Genomic DNA, 22,581 nt, shown 5'->3' on the forward strand with positions numbered 1-22,581 from the left:
GAAATGGACTTTGATGCTGGCACGGCTGACCAGCTCATAGCGGCCTGCGACGAGGCCGCCGCTGCGTTGGGTGAGCAGCGCGGTCCGCGGGCCTCGGCTACGGGAGAAGCGCTGGAAGAATTCCGCGGCCCGTTCGCGGACTCGTACCGCCGGAATGCCGCAGCGCAGCTGGCAGCACGGAACATCCTGATCGGTGCGCTGGAGGATGTTGCCCGTCAGGTTCGGTTCGCGAAGACCCAGGCCGAACAGGCCCGTCAGGACCTCAAGGAAAAGCAGGCGAGGACCCTGTTCAAGCTGCTTGAGGAGGGCATGGTAGCCGCTGGCGCCGATTACCTCCGGGACCGGCTTCCGGGGTTTTCAGCCCCGGGGGAGTTGTTCGAGTCCGAGGTGCCCCGCCCCGAGGTGGCCTTCCCATCGATGGTCTTCCAGCTCCACAATTGGGCAGTCAGCGGGACGCCGGGCACGAGTTCCGCAGTGCCGGATGCCCTGAAGAAGGCAGCATCGCTGATCTTTGACCAGGAGGATGCGGCTGAACCGGTCTGCCAGGATGTTGTCCGGGCTTTGGACAGCTTCCGGAACTCGTGTTCCTGGGTGGTGATCGACGTCGGCACCTTCGGGCCGGCGGTCTCCCAATATAACCAGGATGACCGTGACGACGCAGGAAAGCTGTGGCAGATCGGGCAGGCCTTCAGCACCGCAGGGCAGGACGGTGACCTGGCCGGTTCGGTGGAGCTGTCCTCCACGGCGTTGGCCCTGGCCATTTCCCCCGGATCCGTGCGCGGGGAGGCACTTCTGAAGTTCTTTGAAACGGCCTCGCCGGTTGACCTCGAAGTGGCGTCGAAGAATCCGGCGTGGCTCACACACCTGCCGTCGGTGTCAGCAGAACGCATCGCCGAGTGGTGGGCCGAGTTGCAGGCCTCGGGCAACGCGGCCAACGGCTTCACGGCTCAGCAGCTGGTGCTGCTGGAATCGGCGCCGAAGGTCTTCGGGTCCCTCGACGGGGTGCCGGCACTGGCCCGCGTGCACGCCAACAGCATCGCCGCGGTCAAGGACATTGAAATTGCCGAGGCGCAGCTGGCCCGGCTGCGGGAGATCGGCGGCGACTCCGAGGCACGCGAGGCGATGCTGATGAAGGAAATCGAGTACCTGAAAAGGGTCGAAGCCGGCCAGGTGCAGCTGTATCTGTACAACCGCGGCGAATCGCGGATCATTGAAATGCTCGGGACCCCGGGCCCGGACACGCAGCGCACGATCACGTATGTTCCCGGCACGTTCACGAGCATGAAGAGTTTCTATACCGGAGGAGTCCAGGACTTCGCGAACTACATGGTGGGTATGGCCCCGAATACGGTGGCATTTGTGTATAAGGACGGGCTTTTCCCCGGGGAGAATCAGGAGGAAGGCGGGGAGGACCTCCGGCGACTCCTGGAAGCCAATGATCCGCAGATGGGTTACGACGCCGGCAGACAGCTGGCCGGCTTTCAGCACGGAATGCTCACCGACCCGGCCTTGCAGGGCACCGAGCAGGTTGGCATCGGTCACAGCTGGGGCTACGTCAACCTCACAAGTTCGGAAATCCACGGGGCGGAATATGACAAGTCCCTGTCCCTGTCCGGGGCGGGGATGCACGAAGAATGGGAGCCGGACGAGGATACTAGTTATTCGAATTACGTTTACGGTACGGATGCCCTGCTCTGGGCACAAAGAAGGGGATTGGTCTGGGATGACAAGATTCCCAGCGAACATGATGCATTCACCAATCACGAGTATGCCGTCCCCAATGAGGGGACCTTCTGGCCTGACAGCACTCCGATTGAGGACCATTCGCTCCCCACAACGAACAGCAAGGACAATGCAGAATTGCTGGAAGATGCGCTCCGAGAGGTAATGCAATGACCCGAGCCAGATGCACCGCCGCAGCAATGATCCTGCTGCTAGGCCTCGTCGGCTGTGCAAGCAACGCGGCGGAGACGCCGACACCAGCAAGTCCTACCGAAGGGAACACATCCGTGGCATCAGAGCTGACCTGGCAGGACGCAAAGGCCCGAACACAGGCCATGGAATTGGAGATCGCCGATTCGCTTCCTTTGGACTTAGTGGCCGGGATCGAGCAAATGCCGGACGGGGTTCTGATCAAGTGTGGTGACTCTGCTGTGAACTGGCACGGCGCGACCACCGTTACTTTGAGTGAGGGAACTGAGCCGGACCCGCTCGTTCGGGAGTTGGAGGCGAAGTACCGGGACAGCCGCTTCCAGATAAAGGTGCGGGACCCCGCACCGGCGGGACATTACGAAGTTCAGCTGCGCTCTCCGGATACGGCCGAAATCTATATCATCGGCGAAGGACTTGATCCCTCCACGATTCGTATTGCCTCCGGTTCTGATTGCTTCCCTTGGCCTGAGGACGAATACATGGGCGGTAAGTTCTAGACGGCGGCCTTCTGGTGCGCAACGGAATGATTCGGGGGCAAGCGGCGGTCGTAGGTGTGATTCTCCTGCTTAACCTTGCAGGCTGCGGTGAGGATTCGTCCGCGCCCGCCGGAGGGGACGAGCTGACCTGGCAGGACGCTAAAGCCCGGACACAGGCCATGGAATTGGAGATCGCCGATTCGCTTCCGCCGGACTTGGTGGCCGAGGCCGAGCAAATGCCGAAGGGGGGGTCTGATCGAGTGCGGTGACTCTTCCGTCAACTGGCATGGCGCGACCACCGTGACCTTAAGTGAGGGAACGGAGCCGGAGCCGCTCGTTCGGGAACTGGAGGCGAAGTACCGGGACAGCCGCTTCCAGATAAAGGTGCGGGACCCAGCTCCGGCAGGACACTACGAAGTTCAACTGCGCTCGCCGGATACGGCCGAAATTTACATCATCGGGGAAGGATTTGATCCCTCCACGATCCGTATCGCTTCCGGCTCCGAGTGCTTTCCCTGGCCTGCGGACGAAACGATCCGGGGGGATTTTTGAGTTCCCGGGCTTTGAAAGGTGGAGGTGTGGCTCGGACACGGTCCGTTGCATCGCTGGTGCTGGTGCTCTGCGTCATGGGCTGCGCTGAGGATTCGTCCGCGCCGGCCGGAGGGGACGAGCTGACCTGGCAGGACGCTAAAGCCCGGACACAGGCCATGGAATTGGAGATCGCCGATTCGCTTCCGCCGGACTTGGTGGCCGAGGCCGAGCAAATGCCGGAGGGGGTTCTGATCCAGTGCGGTGACTCTGCAGTGAACTGGCACGGTGCGACCACCGTGACCTTAAGTGAGGGAACGGAGCCGGAGCCGCTCGTTCGGGAGTTGGAGGCGAAGTACCGGGACAGCCGCTTCGACATCAAGGTGCGGGACCCAGCTCCGGCAGGACACTACGAAGTCCAGTTGCGTTCTCCGGATACAGCGGAGATCTACTTCATAAAAAGGGGAGTGGAACCCGGCACGATTCGTATTGCCTCCGGTTCTGACTGCTTTCCCTGGCCTGAGGGCGAATACATGGGCGGCAAGTTCTAGCGGCCGGCCTACCGGAACGCGCCGATTCCGGTAATGTGCTGGCCCAGGATCAGGGTGTGGACCTCATCGGTGCCCTCATAGGTGCGGACTGATTCGAGGTTATTGGCGTGCCGCAGCGGTGAATAGTCCAGCGTGATGCCGTTGCCGCCCAGAATCGCCCGGGCGTCGCGGCAGATTGTGATGGCCTCGCGCACGTTGTTCAGCTTGCCTACGGAAATCTGTACCGGTTCCAGCGTTCCGGCGTCCTTCATCCGCCCGGTGTGGATGGCCAGCAGCACGCCCTTCTGGATCTCCAAGAGCATGTTCACCAGCTTCTCCTGCGTGATTTGGTAAGCCGCCAGGGGCTTGTCGAACTGCAGCCGCTCCAGTGAATAGGCCAGCGCCGCCTCATAGCTGTCCCTGGCCGCGCCCATGGCACCCCACAGGATCCCGTAGCGGGCCTCGTTCAGGCAGGAGAACGGTCCGCGCAGGCCCTTCGCGCCGGGCAGTACCGCCGTCTCCGGCAGCCGGACATCCTCCAGGAACACATCGCACTGGATGGAGGCACGCATGGACAGCTTCGGTTCAATCGGCACAGCCGTGAATCCGGGGGTATCCGTGGGCACCAGGAACCCGCGGATCCCGTCAGCAGTCTGCGCCCACACCACTGCAAGGTCCGCAATGGAAGCCAGCCCGATCCAGCGTTTGGCGCCGCTGAGAACCCACCCCTCGCCGTCGTGCTCCGCGAAGGTGGCCATGCTGGAAGGATCCGAGCCCGCGGTGGGTTCGGTGAGTCCGAAGCAGCCGATCAGCTCGCCGGCGGCCATGCCGGGCAGATACCGGTTCTTCTGCTCCTCCGAGCCAAATTTGTGGATAGCGGTCATGGCCAGTGACCCCTGGACGGAGACGAAGGTGCGCAGCCCGGAATCCCCGGCTTCCAGTTCCATGGCAGCCAGGCCGTATTCCACGGCGGAGCGGCCCGGGCACCCGTAGCCCTCCAGATGCATGCCCAGCAGGCCCAGGCTGCCCAGCTCCCGGACAATCTCCACGGGGAACACCGCGTCCTCATACCAGTCCTTGATGTTGGGCCGGATACGCTCGTCCACGAAGCTGCGCACCTGCTCGCGCAGCGTTCGTTCCTCCGCGGTCAGCAGCGCGTCCAGTCCCAGCACATCGGACGCGGTCCGCAGGGTATCTGCCGCGGACGGGGATGTTTCCCCGGTATCAGTGCCTGCGGTCGGAATGCCGTCTGCTGCGGGAATGTTCATGTGCCGATCCTCCTTGGGCGCCGGGCATGGGGTGCCGGCTCCCGAACGCGTTAACTGTCGTCTGGATCACACTACTATTTGAGGCGCAGTAGTATTCGTGCATGACTGAGGCCTATTTGATTTCCGGTGTCCGCACGCCCGTGGGCCGCTACGGCGGCTCCCTGTCCGGGGTTCGGCCCGACGATCTGGCCGCGCTCGTGCTCGGCGACGCCGTTGCCCGTGCCGGCGTGAACCCGGCCGATGTGGACGAGGTGATCCTGGGCTGCACCAACCAGGCCGGGGAGGACAACCGGAACGTGGCCCGCATGGCCACCCTGCTGGCCGGATTCCCGGAGACGGTCCCGGCCATGACGGTGAACCGGCTTTGCGCCTCGGGGCTCAGTGCCATCCTGATGGCGTCGCAGGTGGTGAAGTCCGGGGCGGCGGACATTGTGGTGGCCGGGGGAGTGGAGTCCATGTCCCGTGCCCCCTGGGTGCTGGCCAAACCGGAGAAGGCCTTCGCCAAGCCCGGGGAACTGGCGGACTCGGCCATCGGCGCCCGGTTCACCAACCCGAAGTTCTATGACCTGCCCGGCACCACCTATTCGATGCCGGAAACGGCCGAGGAGCTCGCCTCCCGGGAAGGGATCTCCCGGGAGGATTCGGATGCGTTTGCGCTGCGTTCCCATACCCGGGCGCTCGCCGCCGTCGACGAAGGCCGCTTCGCAGCCGAGATTGTGCCGGTGGAAACCAGGAAGGGCGTGGTGAAGACCGATGAAGGCCCGCGCCGGGAAACCGGCATCGAGGCGCTGGCGAAGCTGCGGCCCATCGTGCGGCCCGACGGCGTGGTCACCGCCGGGAACGCCAGCTCACTGAACGACGGCGCGTCCGCCGTCGTTGTGGCCAGCGCCGACGCGGTGCGCAGGCTGGGCCTGGACGCCCGCGCCCGGATTGTCGACGGTGCGGCCGCCGGGGTGGCACCGGCAGTCATGGGCATCGGCCCGGTGCCGGCCACGAGGAAGGTGCTGGAGCGCACGGGCTGGTCGCTGGGGGACATCGGCGCGGTGGAGCTGAACGAGGCCTTCGCTGCGCAGTCCCTGGCCTGCATCCGGCAGCTGGGCCTGGACGAGGACGTGGTGAACCGCGACGGCGGTGCGATTGCGCTGGGGCATGCGCTCGGTTCGTCCGGGTCGAGGATCACGGTGACGCTGCTGAACCGGATGGAGCGCGAGGGTGCTGCGCGCGGTCTGGCGACCATGTGTGTGGGGCTCGGTCAGGGCGTGTCGATGCTGCTGGAGCGGGTGTAGGGGCGGGCTGTCTCGAGTCGCGGGCTGCGGTCCGGGCCGGGCCCGGGGAATCCACAGGACGCGGGAATCCCGCTGGCCGTCCCGCGGAAGGTCCGCTAGTCTTCGCGCGGGTCTGGGAGGCGGGGAAATGAATATACGACGGCGGCGGATGGTGCTGCTTACCTACATCGTGGCGGCGATTGTTGTCGCTGTAGTTGTGTCGCTGCTGGTAGGCGATGCGTCCTGGCTGATTGCGGCCGGTGCAGGAATGGGTGTCACCTTGGGCGTGTACTTCGGCAACAGGAAGGCGCGTGAAGTTGATGCGTACCGTCGGGAATGGCTGGGCAAACGGGCCAGCGGCGGGAAGGGGTCCGGGCCTGACGGAGGGGAGCACTCCGGAGGTAACGAGCGCTGATCGGCCCCGGTAGCTCCATCGAGTCGGCAAGACTTACGGTTTTGGAGGCGAAAATCGGTAAATTGTGCCGACTCGATTCCTGGAAGGCGCGGACCGGGGCGCGCTACCCGTAGGCTTCGGGCCATGACTGCGATGATCTCTCACACCACTTTCGACAGCCTGGATGCCTACGCCCAGTCAGTGTTCTGGGCGAAGGTGCTGGATTTTTCCGAAGACCCGCAGGATCCCAACCGGCCCGGGGATGAGGAATGCATGATCTTTTCTCCCGACGGCGGGCAGCGGCTGCTGTTCATCAATGTTCCGGACACGAAGCACGTCAAGAACCGGCTGCATCTGGACCTTCAGCCCGCCGAGGTGGGCGGCCGGGACCAGGAGCTGCAGCGGCTGCTGGAGCTGGGGGCCACGCAGGTGGATGACCAGCGCCGTGAGGACGGAACCGGCTGGGTGGTCCTGGCCGATCCGGAGGGCAACGAATTCTGCATCCTGCGCAGCGAGGCCGAACGGTATGCGCAATAGGCTTACCGGCATAGGCGGATAACAGTTCTGCCTGTATTGAGATGATTTCTACATTAGGGTCCCCGGTGACCCGAAATAAATCCCCTTGAAAGTCGGATAGTCTGTAAATTCATTTGTTCAAAAGGGTTGGGGAAAATGCGTAAGCAATACGTCTCAGGAATATTGATTCTGAGTGCTCTCGGTTTCGTAGGTTGTTCGTCCGATAGTGAAGCAGCGTCGCCATCGGAGCCGGTGATCGCCTCACAAGCGACGAAGTCCACAGAATCCGCCGCTACGACTGTGCCGAGCGAGGCACCCACCGAACCCGAAACGGCAATGAGCGTGGCCGCAAAGTTGCAGGCGCAAGTGCCCACTATCAGCGCCGTCACTGAAGTAACGGAGCTAAACGATACAAACGGACTTATCGGACGCCCGGGACAGTACATCAGTGCTGCATGGATTTCTGATACCGCTGCGGATTCCGCAGAGACCGGTATTGATGGAGGCGCTGTCGTCGAGGTGTTCGCCGACGAGGCGGACGCACAGACACGCTCGGACTACATCCAGGGGGTCCTGGAGGGTATGGGACCGGCGTTCGGAACTGAGTACCACTACATGGACGGTGCCGTCCTGCTGCGCGTGTCCGGGGTGCTGATGCCCAGCCAGGCGGCTCTATATGAAGAGGCTTTTGCGGGATAATTCCACATCACGCATCTTTGGCTAGGGGCGCGCCGCGAGTACTTTCTGCGGCCTACGCTGTCGCCCGTAAATAGGTCTCTGGAGCTGGGGGCCACGCAGGTGGATGACCAGCGCCGTGAGGACGGAACCGGCTGGGTGGTCCTGGCCGATCCGGAGGGCAACGAATTCTGCATCCTGCGCAGCGAGGCCGAACGCACCGCCTGAATCCGCTGCGCAGGCCCGGATATCAGGGGTAGGCTGACCCGGGATCGATGCAGGGAGCGGGGGATGTTGTTCATCCCGGAGAAGGGGGCAGCCATGGCGTTGTTTAGTTCAGACCCGGTTGTGGCGAAGAAGGAACACTGGACATCGCCGCAGCCGCCGCACGTAGTCCTGCAGGCACTGACAGAGGCCTTCTCACACCACGGCGAAAAACTGCGGCACGTCGGGCCCCGGCTGGAAGTGCGCCTCGGCTCGCGCTGGAAGTTCACCCATTTGGGTCCCTTCTTCGCTCAAGGGCGGGCCAATATCCCGCTGGTACTGGTTTTCGTCACCGCGCCCTCCGGCTACGGGACGGCCATCACCGCGCACGCCTTTGATACGTTGGGCTTCCGGCTGGGCGACGGATCAGTCTTCGGCGTCCCGGAGGCACTCGCGTGGCGGGTGGAGGAATTCCTCACCTATGCGGCCGGCGTGGTGGGAGTCCACCGGCCCGGCCCTGCAGCTAGGCCCGCACCAGGTCCAGTACCTGGCGCAGAATCTCTTCCCCGGCAAGAACCCCGCGGGTTTCAGTGACCTGCAAGTGCGAATCAACCCAGCCGGCGTCGTCCAGTTCGCCGTGCGCGGGACGGAAGGCGACATCGGCGGCCTCGAGCATAGGCCGGTCCAGCAGCGAATCCCCGGCAGCAACAATGCGGTCCGATCCGGTGCGCCGGGCCACCTCGGCCACGGCATCCTGCTTCGTCACCGGCACCGGCACGCAATAGAGCTTCCGGCCCTGCAGCGACACGGTCCAACCCCGCTCCGCGCACCACGCTTCCAGCTCCAGCAGGAACTCTCCGGGCAGCGCCGCCCGGTCCACTACGGCGTAGGCGAACAGATCCTCGGCGGTGCGCAGCTTCAGCGTCCAGGCCGCGAACTCCGGCCGGGCCAGGTACGCGGACACTTCCGCCAGCGGCGCACAGCCACCGGCCACCAGTGAGCGGACCTTCTGCTGCCAGTCGGCATCCGGAACACCGTGGTGCAGCAGCACCCCGCCGTTGGTGGTGACGGCATACTCAGGTGCGGGACCGGGCAACCGGATCCGCTGGTACTGCGCCACCGTACGGGTGGTCACGGGCATAAACACGCACTCGCCGGCAGCGGTGACCAGCAGCTCTTCAGCAGCCCGGGTCATAAAGGACAGCGGCTTACCTTCATAGACCTCGGCCACCACCATGGCCGGTGCGGCAGCGTCTTCGGTGTCGAGGAACAGTGCGTTGGCCGAATAGATCAGCGTCCGGTCCAGGTCCGAGGCGAAAAGGGTCCTCACGCGCCGGCCCCCACGGAAGCCGCGTCGCTTGCAGCCGTATCGCCGGCTTCAGAAGCAGCCACGGCCTTGCCGTCCGCCCCCACGGCGCCGGCGGTGAACCGCGGATGGATCAGCCCCACGCAGCTGAACGGCAGGTCCGGCACCTCTTCCACCGGGACGCCGCGCTGTTCGGCCAGCAGCAGCACGTGCGCCACCTCGGAACGCGCCGCCGGATGCACCAGCACCTTCCACGGCACCCGGCGCAGCAGCACCCGCGTGGTTTCGCCGACACCTGGCTTCACCAGGTTCACGTTATGGATGCCGTATTCCTCGCTAAGCCGCTCCACGGCCTGCCAGCCCACCCAGCTGGGCGTCCGGTCCGCGGCAGCCAGTGAGGCTGCAGCGGCGACGGCGTCGGAGCGCACGGCGTCGAACTGCGCCTCCACGGCGGCCAGGAACTCCCGCGACACATCCGCGGAGGCCAGATGGGCGTAGAACTTTGCCCCGTGGAAATCCTTCGGCCCAATCAGCTCCTTGTTGAACACGGTGCGGGACACCAGCCCGGACACTGTCGAGTTCAGGCAGGCGGACGGGATCAGGTAGTCCTCGCGGGTGCCGAACAGCTCCACGGAGTGCCCCGGATCGGCCAGCACCGCCAGCTGCGCCGAGAACCGCACGCCGTCGCTCTGCTCGAACTTCTCCAGTGCGGCGGTCAGTTCCCGGGTGATGGCGCCCTTGCCGGTCCAGCCGTCCACAAACAGGATCCGCTTCGGGTCATACCGGGCGGCCAGATAGCGCAGGGCCGTTTCATCCATACCCACCCCGCGCACAATGCTCATGGTGTAGTGCGGCAGGTCCAGGCCGTGCATCCGCTGCGCCCAGCGGCGCATCAGGATGCCGATGGGAGTGCCTGCGCGGGCCAGCGAGACCAGCACCGGCTCGTTGTTCCGTGCGGCCAGCGCCATCTCGGTCACGGTGCCGACGGCGGTTGCGACCCGGGGTGCGGACCGGACCAGTGCCTCCGCATAGAGGTCCTGGTACTGGGCCGAGGGCAGGTACTCCATGGGCAGCGATTCGGCGTAGTTCGCGCCGCCGGACTGGATGGCTGCTTCCCGCTCTGCGGTGGGTGCTTCCAGCTGGGCGTCGCGCAGGTCCTTGAGCAGCCAGGTGACATCTTCTGCGGCGTAGGAACCGAACTCCGGTCCGGTCAGCGGCACGGCAGCAGACGGCTGCGGCGTCCAGGCCCCCGGGGCGGGGACGTCCGCGGGCATCAGCACCACAACGACGGCGCCGGTCACCGCACGCAGCGCCTCGGTGACGCTGCCTGGCCCGGTGATGGAGGCAAGCTCGGTGCCGGGCTCGGGCAGGAGGACGATGCTGCCGAAACCCTCTGCTGCGGGAGCCGCCGTCCCGGCTCCGGGATCCACGCACCCGGCAGGTCCCCGGCGCCGCCCCACGTTGTAGGCGTGCCGCGGGCCGGGACCGTCCTCGGTGACATCATGGCTGGCGAAGTCCACCGAGGTGTTGATGGCGTAATCTGGCCGGTCGATCGGCACGATGGGGGAGCGGGTGGTGGTGGAGAACCGGACCCGCCCGCTCTGCAGGGCTTCGGCCAGCGCGTTGGCGACGGTGAGCGGTACGTGGATGAATTCCTCGCAGCCGAGCACCAGCACCGGGGCATCCGAGTCCGGGAGCACATCCCGGATCCGGGCCGCAATGTAGGCCAGGTGTTCCCCGGACACGGCGCCCGGCAGCGCTTCGGGCAGGGTGCCAAGGTAGTCGGAGGATACTCCGGCGGGGTTGCCGAACCGGTCGCTGCGCAGCCGGCGGGTGGTAATGGCGCCCAGATCCAGCACGTCCACCGTGCCCGGCGCTTCGGGGGAGGCGGTCGCGGCGGCAGCCGGTTCCGTGGCCGTGCCGGGCAGCGTACTGATGAGCTCCTGCGCCCGGGCCAGGATGTCCTCACCGAGTTCGATCCTGCCGGTGCCCAGGGCCACGACCTTGATCTCGCAGTCCAGGCCGGCGGCGAGCTCATCAAACCGGGCACGGTCCGGGTCGGAGCGCAGGTCAATGAGGGTAGCCACCACATACAGCGGGTGCGGGGCGGCGGCGTGGAGCTCGGCGATGGTGTTGATGACGGTGGCCCCGGTGCTGAGCTCGTCATCGACCAGCACCACGGGGGCGTTGCTGTTCAACGCTGCCGGGTCGGTGGGCAGCAGCCGGTGTGAGGTGGCGTGCGAGTGTGCTTCCTCGAACGCCCCGTAGGCCACCGCGCCGGCCGGGGCATGGCGGGTGGAATGGATGTAGTAGGAGCCCAGGGTGTCAGCCACCAGCCGGCCCAGCCCGGTGGCGGTTTCGGCGTAGCCGATGGTCACCACCTCGGGGTGGGAGACGGGCAGGTCCCACAGGGTTTCGCGGGCGTACTGCAGCCGTGTCCGCGGCGGGCGGACTGCGCCCGGCCCTGCGGCGTCGTCGTGCGCCGTGTTGTCCTCGCCCCGCAGCACCTGCTGCAGATCGGCGGCGACGGAACGGAGCACAGCGGAGTCCACCGTGCTGCCGAGGGCAGCACCGGCGAGGGTGCCGAGCAGCTCGCCGGCGGCCAGTACCAGGGCAGGTTCGGTGGGGACGTGCTTGGCCAGCACGCGGGAAACCAACAGATGCGCCCGGCGCGGGTTGCGGCGCAGCGCCAGTCCCACCAGATCCTCCACCGGCAACAGCGCAGAGGGGTCGGAAATGATCCGGACGCCCAGGGCCTCGTGGACAAAACCGCCGGTCCAGGGGTGCTGGCTCAATTCATGCTCGCTTCCAGGAGATCTACGTAAGTGGTATCGGGTGCGGCGACGCCAAAAGCGGCGGCACGGACGAGGGTGGAAGCAGCCCACGCCTGATGCGGTTTCATTTCATTCATCTTGTTCCGGTACGGCGATGCCGCTGCCCCGCCGCCGGCCTCGCCGGAAATGTGCAGGGCATCCAGATACGCCTCGTGGCTGATGACGGACATGGCGTGGACCAGCGGGACGTGGGAGGGGTGGATCACTGTTTTGCCCAGCAGGCCGTTGGCCAGGTCCAGTTCGATTTCCCGGATCAGTCCGTCCAGGTTCGCGGTGAGCAGCCGTTGCCGCAGTCCGAGTTCATCCGCTTCGGCGAAGGGCGTGGCGCGCAGCTGGGGCCGCAGCAGGCGTTCACCGGAACTGTAGTGTTCCCAGACCGGACCGCTGATCACAAAACCGTTCGGGCGGCCCAGTACGTTCACAATGTCGCCGATAACGGCGGAGACCACCTTGACGTCATAGATGGTCAGATCGCGGGAACGGCGCAGGCCGAAGGCGCTGGACATGTCCGTGGCGCCGATCCGGACCGAGAGGATATCCGCCCGGTTTGCCTGCAACACCTGGTAAATGCCGGAAAGGGTCTCCGTACGGGTTTCGGCATGGATCATCAGCGGGGATTCCAGGATCGGCATGATCCGCAGCGGCCGGGCAGCCGGGTTGCCGGAACGGCGGGAGGCATTAACGCTGTGCAGCGCATCGAGGAAACGCTGGGCCGCCCCGCTGCTGTTTTCGAACTTGGGGATGACGAAACCGGTCAGCACGTCGAGGGCGTCACCGCAGCGTTCAGCGAGGCTGAGCAGCTGCTCCGGGCTGCGGACACGGACAAACAGCATCAGCCCGACGGTGTTGCCGGCGGTGGTTTCGGCGTGCAGCTGGCCAAGGGCCGCCACCACGTTGGTCTCCGCCGCCGGGACATCGGCGTCGGCAATGGAATCCTCAAGGCACAGGACCATGCTCAGCGCCCCGCGGGTGCCCTGTTTGCGGATGTCCTTGACCAGCTCGGTCCGGGTGGCAGGGCAGTACAGGGTGGCGCCCAGCGCGGTGGCGAGCAGTCCGGGCTCGGAGGCGAGGCTCAGCTCCTGCGGCGGAAGATGGAACAACCGTCCGGTTTCGGCCTCGCTGAGGTAGGCAAAGTGGCGCATCCGAGCTCAGTTTCCCCGGAAGGGGAACTCCGAGGACATGGTGAATCCGAAGGCCTCCCAAATGGCCTTGAGTTCCATCCCGTACGGAATCACCTCCGCCCGGAGTTCCAGCACGTTGCCGATCCGCAGTACCGAGAGCACGTAGAAACTGCGCTCGCCGGCCTTGGCCGGGACGGTCAGTGACCTGCCGTTATAGATGCCCACGCTCATGGGCTGTTTCGGCTTGGGGAAGAACAGGGCGCGGCGGAGCATGGATGACCGGCGCAGCGGAATGAGCGCCAGTTCCTCTTCGTAACCCACCACCGGCCGGTTACCGGGGGTGTCCACAACAACCCCGGAGAGGTTCTCGCGGCGCAGTTCCCCGGATGATACCGATCCGGTACGGAAGTCCGCGGCTTCCCACACCGCGCGCATGGAGCCGGCGACGGCGAGGGTGCCCACTGCCGATTCCATCGGCGTCAGGCGGACCACCGGGTTCTGCTTGTCCAGGGTGCGCACCTCCTGCATCCCGGGAGCCGGGAACAGCTTGGTGTGCAGCGGTGCGCGTCGCTGCGGGGTGCCGGCAGGTGCGCTGCCCTGGCCTGCGGCGGCAGCGGGCCGGGACGACGGGCCGGCTGCCGGGGCCGGCTCGCGGGAGTTCCCGAGCGAGAGTGAGGTGGTGACCGGCGGCGGTCCCGCTGCCGGCCGGGAGGGCGAGGAGAGGGTCAGCGAGCCGGGCGGCGGCGTTGTCGGCGTCGTCGCAGGGGCCGGCGTCGTGCGCGGCGGTGCAGCCGGTGCGGCCGGTGCGGCGGCCGACGGCGGGGGAGTGCTTGGGCGGGCGGGCGCAGGGGCAGCTGCCGCCGGAGCCGGTTGCGCGGGCGGAGCCGGGCGCGGTTTGACCCGGCGGCTCAGGAAGGGGAGGTCGGTGCGGGGAGCCGACGATCGGTTGACGGCCATCGCCTAGAGATCGAATCCGAAGTCGGCGGCCAGCCCGCGCAGGCCAGTGGTGTACCCCTGTCCGAGGGCACGGAATTTCCAGTCCTCCCGGTGCCGGTAGAGCTCACCGAACATCATGGCGGTGATGGTGTCCCGGTTGGCGGCGGGCAGGTCGAAACGAACGAGTTCGCTGCCGTTGGGGCGGGCTACACGGATGTGGGCGCTGCGAACGGCGGCAAAGTTGCCCGGTCCGCGCATTTCCGGATCCGCGTAGACGGCAAAAACAATCTTGGACACCTGGGCGGGCACGCGGGAGAGGTCCACGTCGATCTGCTCGTCATCCTCCTCGCCGAGGAACTGCACGGAGGCTTCCGGGCTGGCGATCTGGTTGAAGAACACCAGATGGTCATCGGAGAGGACACGTCCGTCGGGGCCGCACAGCAGGGTGAGCGGGACCAGCTCGGACTGCGGCCCGCGGCTGGGAATCACATCCCAGCCCATGCCCACCATGATGGAGGTCAGGCCGGGGTTCTCCGCGGTCAGTGCGGCGTTGGCGCCGGCTACCAGGGTGCCCATCAGCGGTCTCCGAAGGTCAGTGAAGAGGGGGAGAACTTGTCGTCCAGGAACCGGCCGTGGGTGGACAGTTCAGCGATGGCACCGGTGCGGACCTGGTTTTCCAGGTCCCGGGCGATGCCCTCGAGGATGGTCAGTTGTTCAACGAGCAATGCAGTGGCCTCGGAATCGTCGGTCCGCTCCCGTTCGTTCAGGGCCACGTAGGCCCGCAGGGGAGTGGGGAGGTAGCTGGTAATGATGGAATTCAGCAGCACCCGCTGCTCGGTGGAGGCCCCGTTGCTGCCGATGTACTCCACCAGCGGCGCCAGGATGTCATCGATCTGGCGTACCTGGGAGGAAATCAGTGTGGGCATGGCAGCTCCGGCGCGGCGGACGGCGGTACGCAGGTTCACCAGGGAGCGTGCGGTCTCCCGGTGCTCGGCGTCCGGACCCGACGGCGGCTGGGCGGCAAGCTGTGCCTGCTGCGCCTGGCCGTCCGCGGGCCCGGACTCGGATGAGTTGCCAAAGAGGGATCCGATGAACCTGCCGATTACCACGTGGATGTCCTTTGCCTCGGAGCTGCCGTGCCCGGCACCTAGCGGGACTCGCTCTGGCGGGAGCGCTCCAGGTAGGGCTTGGCCTGGGTAATGGTGGACTCCAGCGACTTCACGGTGCCCTCCATGTTGCGGGCGGCCTCGGAACGGAAGGTGTCAATGGCGTCCATGGTCTGGAACACGTTGTCGAACGCCTTCTGCAGCGTTTCCACGCTCACTCCGGAGCTGGAGGCCTGCTGGTGGATCCGGGCCGTCTGGTCCTTGAGCATTTCGCTGGTGCTCAGGATCATGTTGTTGGTGGTGGCGTTCACGGCGTCGATCTGGTCCAGGACCATCTTCTGGTTGGCCAGGGCCTGGGCCACGATGACGGCGGTGCGCAGCGCGGAAATGGTGGTGGTGCGGGCGCGTTCCACGCCCTTGATCAGTTCCACGTTGTTCTTGCGGATCAGGTCCATGGCCAGGTAGCCCTGCACGGAGACGGCCAGCTGGGTGAGGATGTCCTGGCGGCGCTGGCGGATGGGGAACAGCACGTCCGCTTCCAGGGCGTTGGCCTGCTCAATCTGCCCGGAGTTCTTGAGCTTGTCCACCTTCTCCACGCACGCGGCGTCCAGGGATTCGGCCAGCACCGAGTATTCGCTCAGGGTCTGCATGGTCTTCCACAGCTCAACCTTTTCCCCGGCAAGGGAAGCGTTGTCCTTGAGCAGTTCATCCTGCCCGGCCATCAGGGACTTGATGATGTGGTCCAGCTGCACCTGGGCGGATTCGTACTTCTGGAAGTACTTGGCCAGCTTGTTGCCGCCCGGGATCAGGCCCAGGATCTTGCGGCCGGTGCCCAGGTTCGCCTGGTTGGGGGTCAGGTCCTCCACCGTGCTGCGCAGGTCGCCCAGTGTTGAGGCCACCTTCTTCTGTGCGTCGTCACCGGAGCGCTTGGCGCCGGCCACCGAGGTGGAGGAACGGTCCAGCAGGCGGGTGGAGTACCCGGCGGAGGCGGTCATTTCCGCGCCGGCGAGCTTGTTGATGGAGTCCACCTGTGCCGTAAACTCCGGGCTGCGGGCATCAAGCTTGGAGACCTCATCCATGAAGGAACGGGCCTGGGCGGCGATTTCCTGGCGGCGTTCCTCCGGGACCGGGACCATGCCCGGGGCGTCGGCCGGAGCAACCGGGGCGGGCGGTTCGGGCGCCTGAAGCACCAGGGAGGCTTCGGAGGCGTCCGGAGGAGTCAGCGGTGAGGTCATTATTCAGCCTTTTCGTAGGTGAACTGCGGTATGGGTGCGGGGAGTGTTCCGGCCCGCGGAACACTCCCCGCAGGGTAATGCCAAGAAGGCGAGCCTAGCTGAGCTGCACGCCGAAATCGGTCACGATGCCGGCCAGTCCGCTGGCGTAGCCCTGGCCAACGGCCTTGAACTTCCATTCGCCGTTGTTGCGGTAGATCTCGGCAAAGATCATCGAGGTTTCCGGTGCGGCGTCCTCGCTCAGGTCAAACCGGACAATTTCGCTGTCGCTGTCCTGGTTGACCACGCGGCAGTAGGCGCCGCGGACCTGGCCGAAGTTCTGGTTGCGGACATCGGCCTGGTCGATGGACACCACAATAACCACGCGCTCGACGTCGGCGGCCATGGTGCTGAGATCGATCAGGATCTGCTCGTCGTCGCCGGCGCCCTCACCCGAACGGTTGTCACCCAGGTGGGTGACGGATCCGTCCTTGGCGGCGGGCTGGTTGTAGAAGATGAAGTCATCGGAGGACCGCACCTTCCCGTTGGCGGCGATCATCAGTGCCGAGGCATCCAGATCGAAGGGCTCGCCCGTGGTGGTGCGGGGATCCCAGCCAAGGCCCACGAGGGCCTTCTGCAGTCCGGGATCGGTTTTGGTGAGGGAAAGGTTGTTGCCCTTGGAGAGGGACAGACCTGCCATGGTGTTCAGCTCCTTGTAACGAGGTATGGGGAATTAGTCGAGGACGACGCCGAAGTCGGTGGCGATGCCGTACAGGCCGGAGGCGTAGCCCTGGCCGATGGCACGGAATTTCCATTCGCCGCGGTTGCGGTAGACCTCGGCGAAGATCATGGATGTTTCCGCTGCAGCGTCTTCGCTGAGGTCGTAACGGACCACTTCGGCGTCGGTGTCCTGGTTGACTACGCGGCAGTACGCATCGCGCACCTGCCCGAAGTTCTGGTGCCGGACATCGGCCTGGTCAATGGAGACCACAATGACCACGCGGTCAACGTCGGCGGGCAGGAGGCTGAAGTCAATCAGGATCTGCTCGTCGTCGCCGTCGCCCTGGCCGGTGCGGTTATCGCCCTGGTGGACCACCGAGTTGTCCTTGGCCGCCAGCTGGTTGTAGAAGATGAAGTCGTCCTGGGAACGCACCTTGCCGTCGGCGCCCAGCAGCAGTGCCGAGGCATCCAGGTCAAACGGGTCCCCGCTGGTGGTACGCGGGTCCCAGCCCAAGCCCACCAGGGCCCGTTCCAATCCGGGATCGGCTTTGGTCAGGGATAGGTTGTTGCCTTTGGTCAGTGTCAGGCTGGACAAGGTGCGCTCCTTCGCGACGTTCGGTTTAGAGTGTGCGGGCTGCCGTGGGAATCAGGTCCATGACAGTGCGGCCCTGGGCGCGCTCGCCGAGGGCCTTGAAGGTCCAGCCTGATCCTTCGCGGGCAACCTTGGCCATGATCATGGCGGTGTGGTTGCCCGAGTCGGTCAGCTGGTAGCGGGCGATTTCCGGGCTGCCGGGAGTGGAGTCATCCACCAGCCGGCAGAACGCGTTCTCCACCTGGTCGAAGGTCTGGCGGCTGTAGCTGGAGATGACGAAGACAATCTGCTGCACGGCCGGGGATACGGCCTGCAGGTTGACCAGGATGACTTCGTCGTCGCCCTCGCCGGCGCCGGTCAGGTTGTCTCCGGTGTGCTTGGAGGAGCCGTCCTTGCTGGCCAGCTGGCCGTACCAGACCTGGTCCAGGGCGTTGCCGTTGGCATCAAAGAAGATGGCCGAGGCATCCAGGTCCACTTCAGCGGCCTTCTTCGTGCCGAAGAGTCCGCGCTTGACCGGGGCTGCGGAATCCCAGCCCAGTCCCAGGCGCGTCTTGCTGAGTGCGCCGCCGTCCTTCTTCGTCAGTGACAGCGACTGACCTTTTTGCAGGCTCAGGCCCATGATTCTCCCTTGTTAGTTCGAGTAGACAGGTTTTGTGGGGGTGCCGGAGGACGCGCTGCGCCTGTTGCGCACGATCGAGGAGATCAGGGACGCCAGAATGAAGACGACGCCGATCAGGCCGGTGATGATCTCGTTGATTTCCAGTTCAATGGTCAGCAGCAGGATCGCGGCGAGGGCACCGATGGCCCAGTGCGCACCGTGGTCCAGGTAGACGAACTCATCCAGCGTGCCCTGCCGGACCAGGAAAACGGTCAGCGAGCGGACAAAGATCGCGCCGATCAGGCCGAGGCCGAGGGCGATGATGATCGGATCCGAGGTGATGGCGAACGCGCCGATGACGCCGTCGAAGGAGAAGGACGCGTCGATCATTTCCAGGTAGAGGAAGAGCATAAACGCTGCCTTGCCGGTGGCCTTGACCAGCTCGCCGTTGCCGGACTTCTTTTCCACCCGCTTGATGGCGTCTTCGTCATCAAAGTCGCCGTCGCCGTCGACGTCGAACAGGCCACCCAAACCGGTGACAAGAAGGTAGGTGATAAGGCCTGCGGAACCGGCGACAAAAATATCGGTGGTGTGCTCGGCGTCGGCCAGGCTGGCAGCGGCCAACAGGACCGCAAGGCCGGCAATCAGGGACGCACCGTTAAGCTTTCCGATTTTGGCCAGCGGGGCCTCGATCCAGCGCAGCCAGCGGATGTCCCGGTCCTCGAACATAAAGTCCAGGAAGATCATCAGCAGGAACATGCCGCCGAAGGCAGCGATCTGCGGGTGCGCCTCGTGCAGCAGGTAGCCGTAAGTGCCCGGCTGCTCAGGGTCGCCCTTCTCCAAGGCCAGCCGCAGCGCTTCAATCGGGTTCATGCTGGCTGTGACGCCCACAATGACCAGCGGGAACACAATGCGCATACCCACCACGGCAATCAGAATGCCTACGGTGAGGAACATTTTCTGCCAGAAGGGGCTCATTTTTTCGAGGATGCGGGCATTGACCACCGCATTATCGAAGCTGAGGCTGATCTCAAGAACACCGAGAATGGCACAGAGGATGAGTGCCTCTATCCCCCCGTAGAAGAACGCTGTGACCAGCGCGGCGGCCGTGATGGCGAATGACCAGCCGAAAGTCTTGAAAAACACTCTGCCTTGCAGCTCCTTCAGTTCCTGCACGCAGCCGGCGGCCGGATAAGGCAAAAACTTTGATAGAGGATTGCTCGATCCAAGAACGAATAGGCTTCAGTATGTCGCACCCCGGACACCGCGGGCAACTATCTCCGGCCGCTGGCGCGCGGAATCCTAGCCTGCGCCGGGGGCGCCGGGCCAGAGCCGGGGCCGGTTCCGGCAGCATCCGGGTGCGTCTTTGTCTTCTCCCGTCCCCGATCAGCGCTGCCGGTGCGGACGGTTTGGGCTTGGTGCCGGGGTCTGCAAGGATGATTGAAAGCCTACTGATAAAGGCCCGCGTTTGAAGGAGGACTGCATGCAGGACGAGATTCAGAAGCCAGGACACCGGACGGCAAGCCCGGTCATGAACATTCCCGCTGCCGATGTAGTGGCGGATGCCGGCGCCTCCGCCGCCCCGGCCTCCCGGGTGAATCCCGCGGAAGTGGCTCTCCTGGCGCAGGCCGAGGATCCGGGGACCAGCTCCCTCCGCCTGCAGGAGCTGGCCACCGATCACCCGATGGTGCGCCCTGCGGTGGCGGCAAATCCGGCAGCCGGGCCGGAGCTGCTGAGCTGGCTGAAGGCGCTGAACGACGACGGCGTGAACGCCGCCATCGCCCGCCGCGGCGCGTAGCGCGGCTGCCGGGCCAGAAAGCGCGTTCACCCAGGCCGACGGCATCTTCGGCCGCCGTCAGCGCATGCCTGCAGCTCCGGCCTACAGCTCGGCCGAGGCCAGCAAAGGCAGCGTGGGGGTTTCCGAGCCGCCCTCCGGTTCCACCGTCATGGCCACAGCTCCTGCATCGGTGACGTTGCCGCTGAGCCAGATGCGGACGTCGTCCCCGCCGTCGAAGCGAACATTCGGGATCGGCGTTTCTTCCTCAAGCAGCCACAGCTGGTATTCCCGGCCCTCGCCGGGATCCGGAAGGTCTCCGGCAACAAACAGGGCAGAGTCCGCGTCCCGGGAAACCACCAGGGTGGCCGGAACACCGTTGACGTCCAGCTGGCGGGTGGTGACGTCCGGTGCCGACAGCAGCCGGTTCTCCCGACCCTGCTCGGCAGCCGCGATCTGCTCCTGTTCCCGCTGTTCGGATTGGACGCCCAGCGCCCAGCCGCCCAAGGCAATGCCCGGCACCAGCACGGCAGCCGCTGCCGCGGCGAGCACCGTACGGGTCCTGCGCCGCCGCCGGTCCTGGAGGGAAGTGACTTCCTCAGCCGGCAGTGGGCGGGTCCCGGAAATGGCGGAGAGCACGGCGGTGCGCAGCTCCGGCGGTGCTTCCTGCGCGGCTCCGGCTGCCAGGGATGCTCCGACCTCCGAGTAGTCCTCCACCTCGGCACGGCACTGCGCGCACCCGGCCAGGTGCTGTTCAAAATCGGCCCGCTCCTGCGGGTCCAGGGCGTCCACTGCGTACAGCGGCGCCAGATCATGGGGGCTGCCAGCGTCATGGAAGCCTCCGGATCCCGGCGAATGGTTGTGGCTGCTCACCGTTCACCTCCCAGTGCTGAGCGGAGACTTTTCAGGCCGTCCCGGATGCGGGCCTTGGCCGTCCCGAGGGGAATATCCAGGTATTGGGCCACCTGGCGGTACGTCCGGCCCTGATAGTAGGCCAGCGAAACTGCCTCCCGTTGGAGGGGGCTGAGGGTATCCAGCCCGTCGCGGACCTCATGGGTGTCCATGCTCTGTTCCACTTCCTGCCAGGTCTGGTCAACCGGTGTGTCTGTCCGCTGGTCCTCGTACGTCTGTTCCCGCTCACGTTCCCTGGCCACCTGGCGGATCCGGTCCACGGCCCGCCGGTGGGCGATGGTGCACAGCCACGCCAGCACCGAACCCCTGGACGCATCGAACCGCGCCGACTGCTGCCAGGCCATCAGATAGACCTCCTGGACAACTTCGGCGGCAATCTCCGGCGACCGCGTCACCCGCACGGTGAGGCCGTAAACCTTCGCCGAGGTGGCGTCATACAGGGCGGCGAAGCTCGCCTCATCCCCTTCACCGCTGCGGCGCAGCAGGCGGGCCAGCTCGGCAGCCTGATCCTCCCGGCCGGTCGCGGCGACGGGCTCCGGAACGCCGGGCGGCGAACCGGCGCGAAAAGCATCAGGGGAGGGCAGCTCAGTCATGCGCTTCCAAGGACGTTCCCTTCGACGACGGCGCCCCGCCGGGTCGGCGAACGGGGACATTCCCGGGGAGAAGACTGCCACATCTTCGCTCGGGGCCGCCAGCCGGGGCAGCACCGGGCCGGCCGGAGCCGGGCTTCGGTGATGCAGGGGAATGTCCATACCTGCTGTTCGGTGCGGGTGGCGGAACGGACGGGTGCCCGTCGCTGTGCACGTGTTTCAAAACTTTTTTCAGGTATTTCGATCCGGGACACATCCGCCCGGCGCTCAGCTCCGAACCTGTGGTGTTGCTAGAGAACCCACGACGAAGGACACGATGATGAATAAGAAGATGCGTCTGCTTGCCGTCCCCACACTGGCCCTGGGAGCCCTGGCTCTTTCCGGCGGTCCCGCCATGGCACACGGCGAAGATTCCTGGAGCAGCCAGGCCACGCTGAACACCATGAACAATTCCGGCACCACCGGACAGGCCATGGTGGATGTGCACGGCACCGAGGCAGTTGTAACCGTCAACGTTTCCGGTGCAGCGGAAACCTTCATGGACGGTCCCTTCCCGCACGCCCAGCACATCCACATCGCGGCGCAGGGAACCTGCCCCGGCCCGGAAGCGGATACCGACGGCGACGGCGTGGTGAACACCACCGAGGGCCACCCCTTCTACGGCCACATCGGCACCTCGCTGACCACTGAAGGCGATTCCAGCCCCGATTCCGCCCTGGCGGTTGAGCGCTTCCCGGGCGGATCCGCCTACACCTACGAGCGGACCCTTGAACTGAGCCCCGAGACCGCTGCGTCGCTGAAGGACGGCAGTGCGGTAGTTGTGGTGCACGGTGTTGATCCCACCAAGATGCCTGCTGCGGCGGCTGAGAAGATGTCGGACCTGGATCCCAGCCTCCCGGCAGCGGCCACCCTTCCTGCAGCCTGCGGCACCCTGGTCGGTTCCCAGATGGCTGCCATGCCCGAGGGCGGAGCTGACACCGGTGTGGAGACGGCCTCCGACAACGGCGTTGCCGGCACTGCAGTTGCCGGTGCGGGCGTTCTGGCCCTGGCCGGTGCGGCAATGGTGGCCCTCCGCCGCCGGGCCCGCGCCTAG

General features: G+C 65.7%; 24 protein-coding genes and 1 pseudogene. 11 read left to right on the forward strand and 14 right to left on the reverse strand.

The annotated features are described in order from the left end of the window. Positions 1-3 precede the first annotated feature (3 nt). The 3 genes from MUK71_RS03835 (at position 4) to MUK71_RS03845 (ending at position 3,487) form a co-directional block, all read left to right on the forward strand. Complete coding sequence (locus MUK71_RS03835; RefSeq protein ID WP_227905328.1) at positions 4-1,896, forward strand: hypothetical protein; 1,893 nt, start codon at positions 4-6, stop codon at positions 1,894-1,896. A 113-nt stretch (positions 1,897-2,009) separates the two neighbouring features. Then, positions 2,010-2,429, forward strand: a complete 420-nt coding sequence (locus tag MUK71_RS03840) for a hypothetical protein (protein WP_227905326.1) — start codon at positions 2,010-2,012, stop codon at positions 2,427-2,429. Positions 2,430-2,986: 557 nt separating this feature from the next. Continuing rightward, positions 2,987-3,487 (forward strand): hypothetical protein, encoded by a 501-nt coding sequence (locus tag MUK71_RS03845; protein WP_227929077.1) that lies wholly within the window; start codon positions 2,987-2,989, stop codon positions 3,485-3,487. A gap of 8 nt (positions 3,488-3,495) precedes the next feature. Here MUK71_RS03845 and MUK71_RS03850 read toward each other — a convergent pair whose 3' ends face one another. After that, a complete protein-coding gene (locus MUK71_RS03850; protein WP_423724620.1) occupies positions 3,496-4,734 on the reverse strand; it encodes an acyl-CoA dehydrogenase family protein in 1,239 nt (412 codons plus the stop codon). 101 nt (positions 4,735-4,835) lie between these two features. Between MUK71_RS03850 and MUK71_RS03855 the strand changes: the two genes are divergently transcribed. The 6 genes and pseudogenes from MUK71_RS03855 (at position 4,836) to MUK71_RS03880 (ending at position 8,382) form a co-directional block, all read left to right on the forward strand. Next, complete coding sequence (locus MUK71_RS03855) at positions 4,836-6,020, forward strand: thiolase family protein (protein ID WP_227905319.1); 1,185 nt, start codon at positions 4,836-4,838, stop codon at positions 6,018-6,020. 127 nt (positions 6,021-6,147) lie between these two features. Beyond that, entirely contained in the window at positions 6,148-6,414 is a 267-nt protein-coding gene (locus tag MUK71_RS03860; protein ID WP_227929076.1) for a hypothetical protein, read from the forward strand. Between the two features lie 123 nt (positions 6,415-6,537). Further along, the gene (locus MUK71_RS03865) at positions 6,538-6,930 is read left to right on the forward strand and encodes a VOC family protein (protein ID WP_227929075.1); all 393 of its coding nucleotides are present in this window, start codon (positions 6,538-6,540) and stop codon (positions 6,928-6,930) included. A gap of 345 nt (positions 6,931-7,275) precedes the next feature. Next, the gene (locus MUK71_RS03870; RefSeq protein WP_227929074.1) at positions 7,276-7,608 is read left to right on the forward strand and encodes a hypothetical protein; all 333 of its coding nucleotides are present in this window, start codon (positions 7,276-7,278) and stop codon (positions 7,606-7,608) included. Positions 7,609-7,674: 66 nt separating this feature from the next. Then, positions 7,675-7,812, forward strand: a pseudogene (locus MUK71_RS03875) (VOC family protein); the annotation flags it as partial. A 93-nt stretch (positions 7,813-7,905) separates the two neighbouring features. Further along, positions 7,906-8,382 carry a hypothetical protein gene (locus MUK71_RS03880; protein ID WP_244802822.1) on the forward strand — a complete coding sequence of 159 codons (477 nt, stop codon included), beginning with the start codon at positions 7,906-7,908 and terminating at the stop codon, positions 8,380-8,382. Here MUK71_RS03880 and MUK71_RS03885 read toward each other — a convergent pair. The 11 genes from MUK71_RS03885 to MUK71_RS03935 form a co-directional block, all read right to left on the reverse strand. Next, positions 8,312-9,118: an HAD family hydrolase gene (locus MUK71_RS03885; protein WP_227929072.1), complete on the reverse strand. Its 807-nt coding sequence runs from the start codon at positions 9,116-9,118 to the stop codon at positions 8,312-8,314. The genes MUK71_RS03880 and MUK71_RS03885 overlap by 71 nt on opposite strands. Then, positions 9,115-11,889 (reverse strand): phosphoribosyltransferase domain-containing protein, encoded by a 2,775-nt coding sequence (locus MUK71_RS03890; protein WP_227929071.1) that lies wholly within the window; start codon positions 11,887-11,889, stop codon positions 9,115-9,117. Before MUK71_RS03890 ends, MUK71_RS03885 begins: the two co-directional genes overlap by 4 nt. Next, positions 11,886-13,070 (reverse strand): HpcH/HpaI aldolase/citrate lyase family protein, encoded by a 1,185-nt coding sequence (locus MUK71_RS03895; RefSeq protein ID WP_227929070.1) that lies wholly within the window; start codon positions 13,068-13,070, stop codon positions 11,886-11,888. Before MUK71_RS03895 ends, MUK71_RS03890 begins: the two co-directional genes overlap by 4 nt. Before the next feature lie 6 nt (positions 13,071-13,076). Next, positions 13,077-14,006: a hypothetical protein gene (locus MUK71_RS03900; RefSeq protein ID WP_227929069.1), complete on the reverse strand. Its 930-nt coding sequence runs from the start codon at positions 14,004-14,006 to the stop codon at positions 13,077-13,079. 3 nt (positions 14,007-14,009) lie between these two features. Next, positions 14,010-14,561 carry a TerD family protein gene (locus tag MUK71_RS03905; protein WP_227929068.1) on the reverse strand — a complete coding sequence of 184 codons (552 nt, stop codon included), beginning with the start codon at positions 14,559-14,561 and terminating at the stop codon, positions 14,010-14,012. Beyond that, positions 14,561-15,094, reverse strand: a complete 534-nt coding sequence (locus tag MUK71_RS03910) for a hypothetical protein (RefSeq protein ID WP_227905295.1) — start codon at positions 15,092-15,094, stop codon at positions 14,561-14,563. Before MUK71_RS03910 ends, MUK71_RS03905 begins: the two co-directional genes overlap by 1 nt. A 38-nt stretch (positions 15,095-15,132) precedes the next feature. Then, a complete protein-coding gene (locus MUK71_RS03915) occupies positions 15,133-16,326 on the reverse strand; it encodes a toxic anion resistance protein (protein WP_227905294.1) in 1,194 nt (397 codons plus the stop codon). 94 nt (positions 16,327-16,420) lie between these two features. Beyond that, positions 16,421-17,002, reverse strand: coding sequence for a TerD family protein (locus MUK71_RS03920; protein WP_227905293.1), 582 nt, complete (start codon positions 17,000-17,002; stop codon positions 16,421-16,423). A gap of 33 nt (positions 17,003-17,035) precedes the next feature. Further along, complete coding sequence (locus MUK71_RS03925) at positions 17,036-17,617, reverse strand: TerD family protein (RefSeq protein ID WP_227905291.1); 582 nt, start codon at positions 17,615-17,617, stop codon at positions 17,036-17,038. Positions 17,618-17,642: 25 nt separating this feature from the next. Next, complete coding sequence (locus MUK71_RS03930) at positions 17,643-18,233, reverse strand: TerD family protein (protein ID WP_227905289.1); 591 nt, start codon at positions 18,231-18,233, stop codon at positions 17,643-17,645. 12 nt (positions 18,234-18,245) lie between these two features. Then, positions 18,246-19,358: a DUF475 domain-containing protein gene (locus tag MUK71_RS03935; protein ID WP_227905287.1), complete on the reverse strand. Its 1,113-nt coding sequence runs from the start codon at positions 19,356-19,358 to the stop codon at positions 18,246-18,248. Between the two features lie 337 nt (positions 19,359-19,695). Between MUK71_RS03935 and MUK71_RS03940 the strand changes: the two genes are divergently transcribed. Further along, positions 19,696-20,010 (forward strand): variant leucine-rich repeat-containing protein, encoded by a 315-nt coding sequence (locus tag MUK71_RS03940; protein WP_227905284.1) that lies wholly within the window; start codon positions 19,696-19,698, stop codon positions 20,008-20,010. Positions 20,011-20,091: 81 nt separating this feature from the next. Here the strand turns inward: MUK71_RS03940 and MUK71_RS03945 are convergent, their stop codons facing one another. Beyond that, on the reverse strand, positions 20,092-20,859 hold the full coding sequence (locus MUK71_RS03945; protein WP_227929067.1) for an anti-sigma factor: 768 nt from the start codon (positions 20,857-20,859) through the stop codon (positions 20,092-20,094). Beyond that, entirely contained in the window at positions 20,856-21,491 is a 636-nt protein-coding gene (gene sigK, locus MUK71_RS03950; RefSeq protein WP_227905276.1) for an ECF RNA polymerase sigma factor SigK, read from the reverse strand. Before sigK ends, MUK71_RS03945 begins: the two co-directional genes overlap by 4 nt. 316 nt (positions 21,492-21,807) lie before the next feature. Here sigK and MUK71_RS03955 point away from each other — a divergent pair, with 316 nt between their 5' ends. Further along, positions 21,808-22,581: a hypothetical protein gene (locus MUK71_RS03955; RefSeq protein WP_227905274.1), complete on the forward strand. Its 774-nt coding sequence runs from the start codon at positions 21,808-21,810 to the stop codon at positions 22,579-22,581.

The organism is Arthrobacter zhangbolii, assembly GCF_022869865.1.
GTDB classification, from domain to species: Bacteria; Actinomycetota; Actinomycetes; order Actinomycetales; family Micrococcaceae; genus Arthrobacter_B; species Arthrobacter_B zhangbolii.

Bases quoted from the DNA above. Each gene is read 5' to 3' on its own strand.
- MUK71_RS03865 (WP_227929075.1), top strand. From the start codon at position 6,538: ATGACTGCGATGATCTCTCACACCACTTTCGACAGCCTGGATGCCTAC.
- MUK71_RS03860 (WP_227929076.1), top strand. From the start codon at position 6,148: ATGAATATACGACGGCGGCGGATGGTGCTGCTTACCTACATCGTGGCG.
- MUK71_RS03850 (WP_423724620.1), bottom strand. From the start codon at position 4,734: ATGAACATTCCCGCAGCAGACGGCATTCCGACCGCAGGCACTGATACC.
- MUK71_RS03915 (WP_227905294.1), bottom strand. From the start codon at position 16,326: ATGACCTCACCGCTGACTCCTCCGGACGCCTCCGAAGCCTCCCTGGTG.
- MUK71_RS03835 (WP_227905328.1), top strand. From the start codon at position 4: ATGGACTTTGATGCTGGCACGGCTGACCAGCTCATAGCGGCCTGCGAC.
- MUK71_RS03930 (WP_227905289.1), bottom strand. From the start codon at position 18,233: ATGGGCCTGAGCCTGCAAAAAGGTCAGTCGCTGTCACTGACGAAGAAG.
- MUK71_RS03895 (WP_227929070.1), bottom strand. From the start codon at position 13,070: ATGCGCCACTTTGCCTACCTCAGCGAGGCCGAAACCGGACGGTTGTTC.
- MUK71_RS03900 (WP_227929069.1), bottom strand. From the start codon at position 14,006: ATGGCCGTCAACCGATCGTCGGCTCCCCGCACCGACCTCCCCTTCCTG.
- MUK71_RS03855 (WP_227905319.1), top strand. From the start codon at position 4,836: ATGACTGAGGCCTATTTGATTTCCGGTGTCCGCACGCCCGTGGGCCGC.
- MUK71_RS03940 (WP_227905284.1), top strand. From the start codon at position 19,696: ATGCAGGACGAGATTCAGAAGCCAGGACACCGGACGGCAAGCCCGGTC.
- MUK71_RS03955 (WP_227905274.1), top strand. From the start codon at position 21,808: ATGAATAAGAAGATGCGTCTGCTTGCCGTCCCCACACTGGCCCTGGGA.
- sigK (WP_227905276.1), bottom strand. From the start codon at position 21,491: ATGACTGAGCTGCCCTCCCCTGATGCTTTTCGCGCCGGTTCGCCGCCC.
- MUK71_RS03905 (WP_227929068.1), bottom strand. From the start codon at position 14,561: ATGGGCACCCTGGTAGCCGGCGCCAACGCCGCACTGACCGCGGAGAAC.
- MUK71_RS03880 (WP_244802822.1), top strand. From the start codon at position 7,906: ATGGCGTTGTTTAGTTCAGACCCGGTTGTGGCGAAGAAGGAACACTGG.
- MUK71_RS03920 (WP_227905293.1), bottom strand. From the start codon at position 17,002: ATGGCAGGTCTGTCCCTCTCCAAGGGCAACAACCTTTCCCTCACCAAA.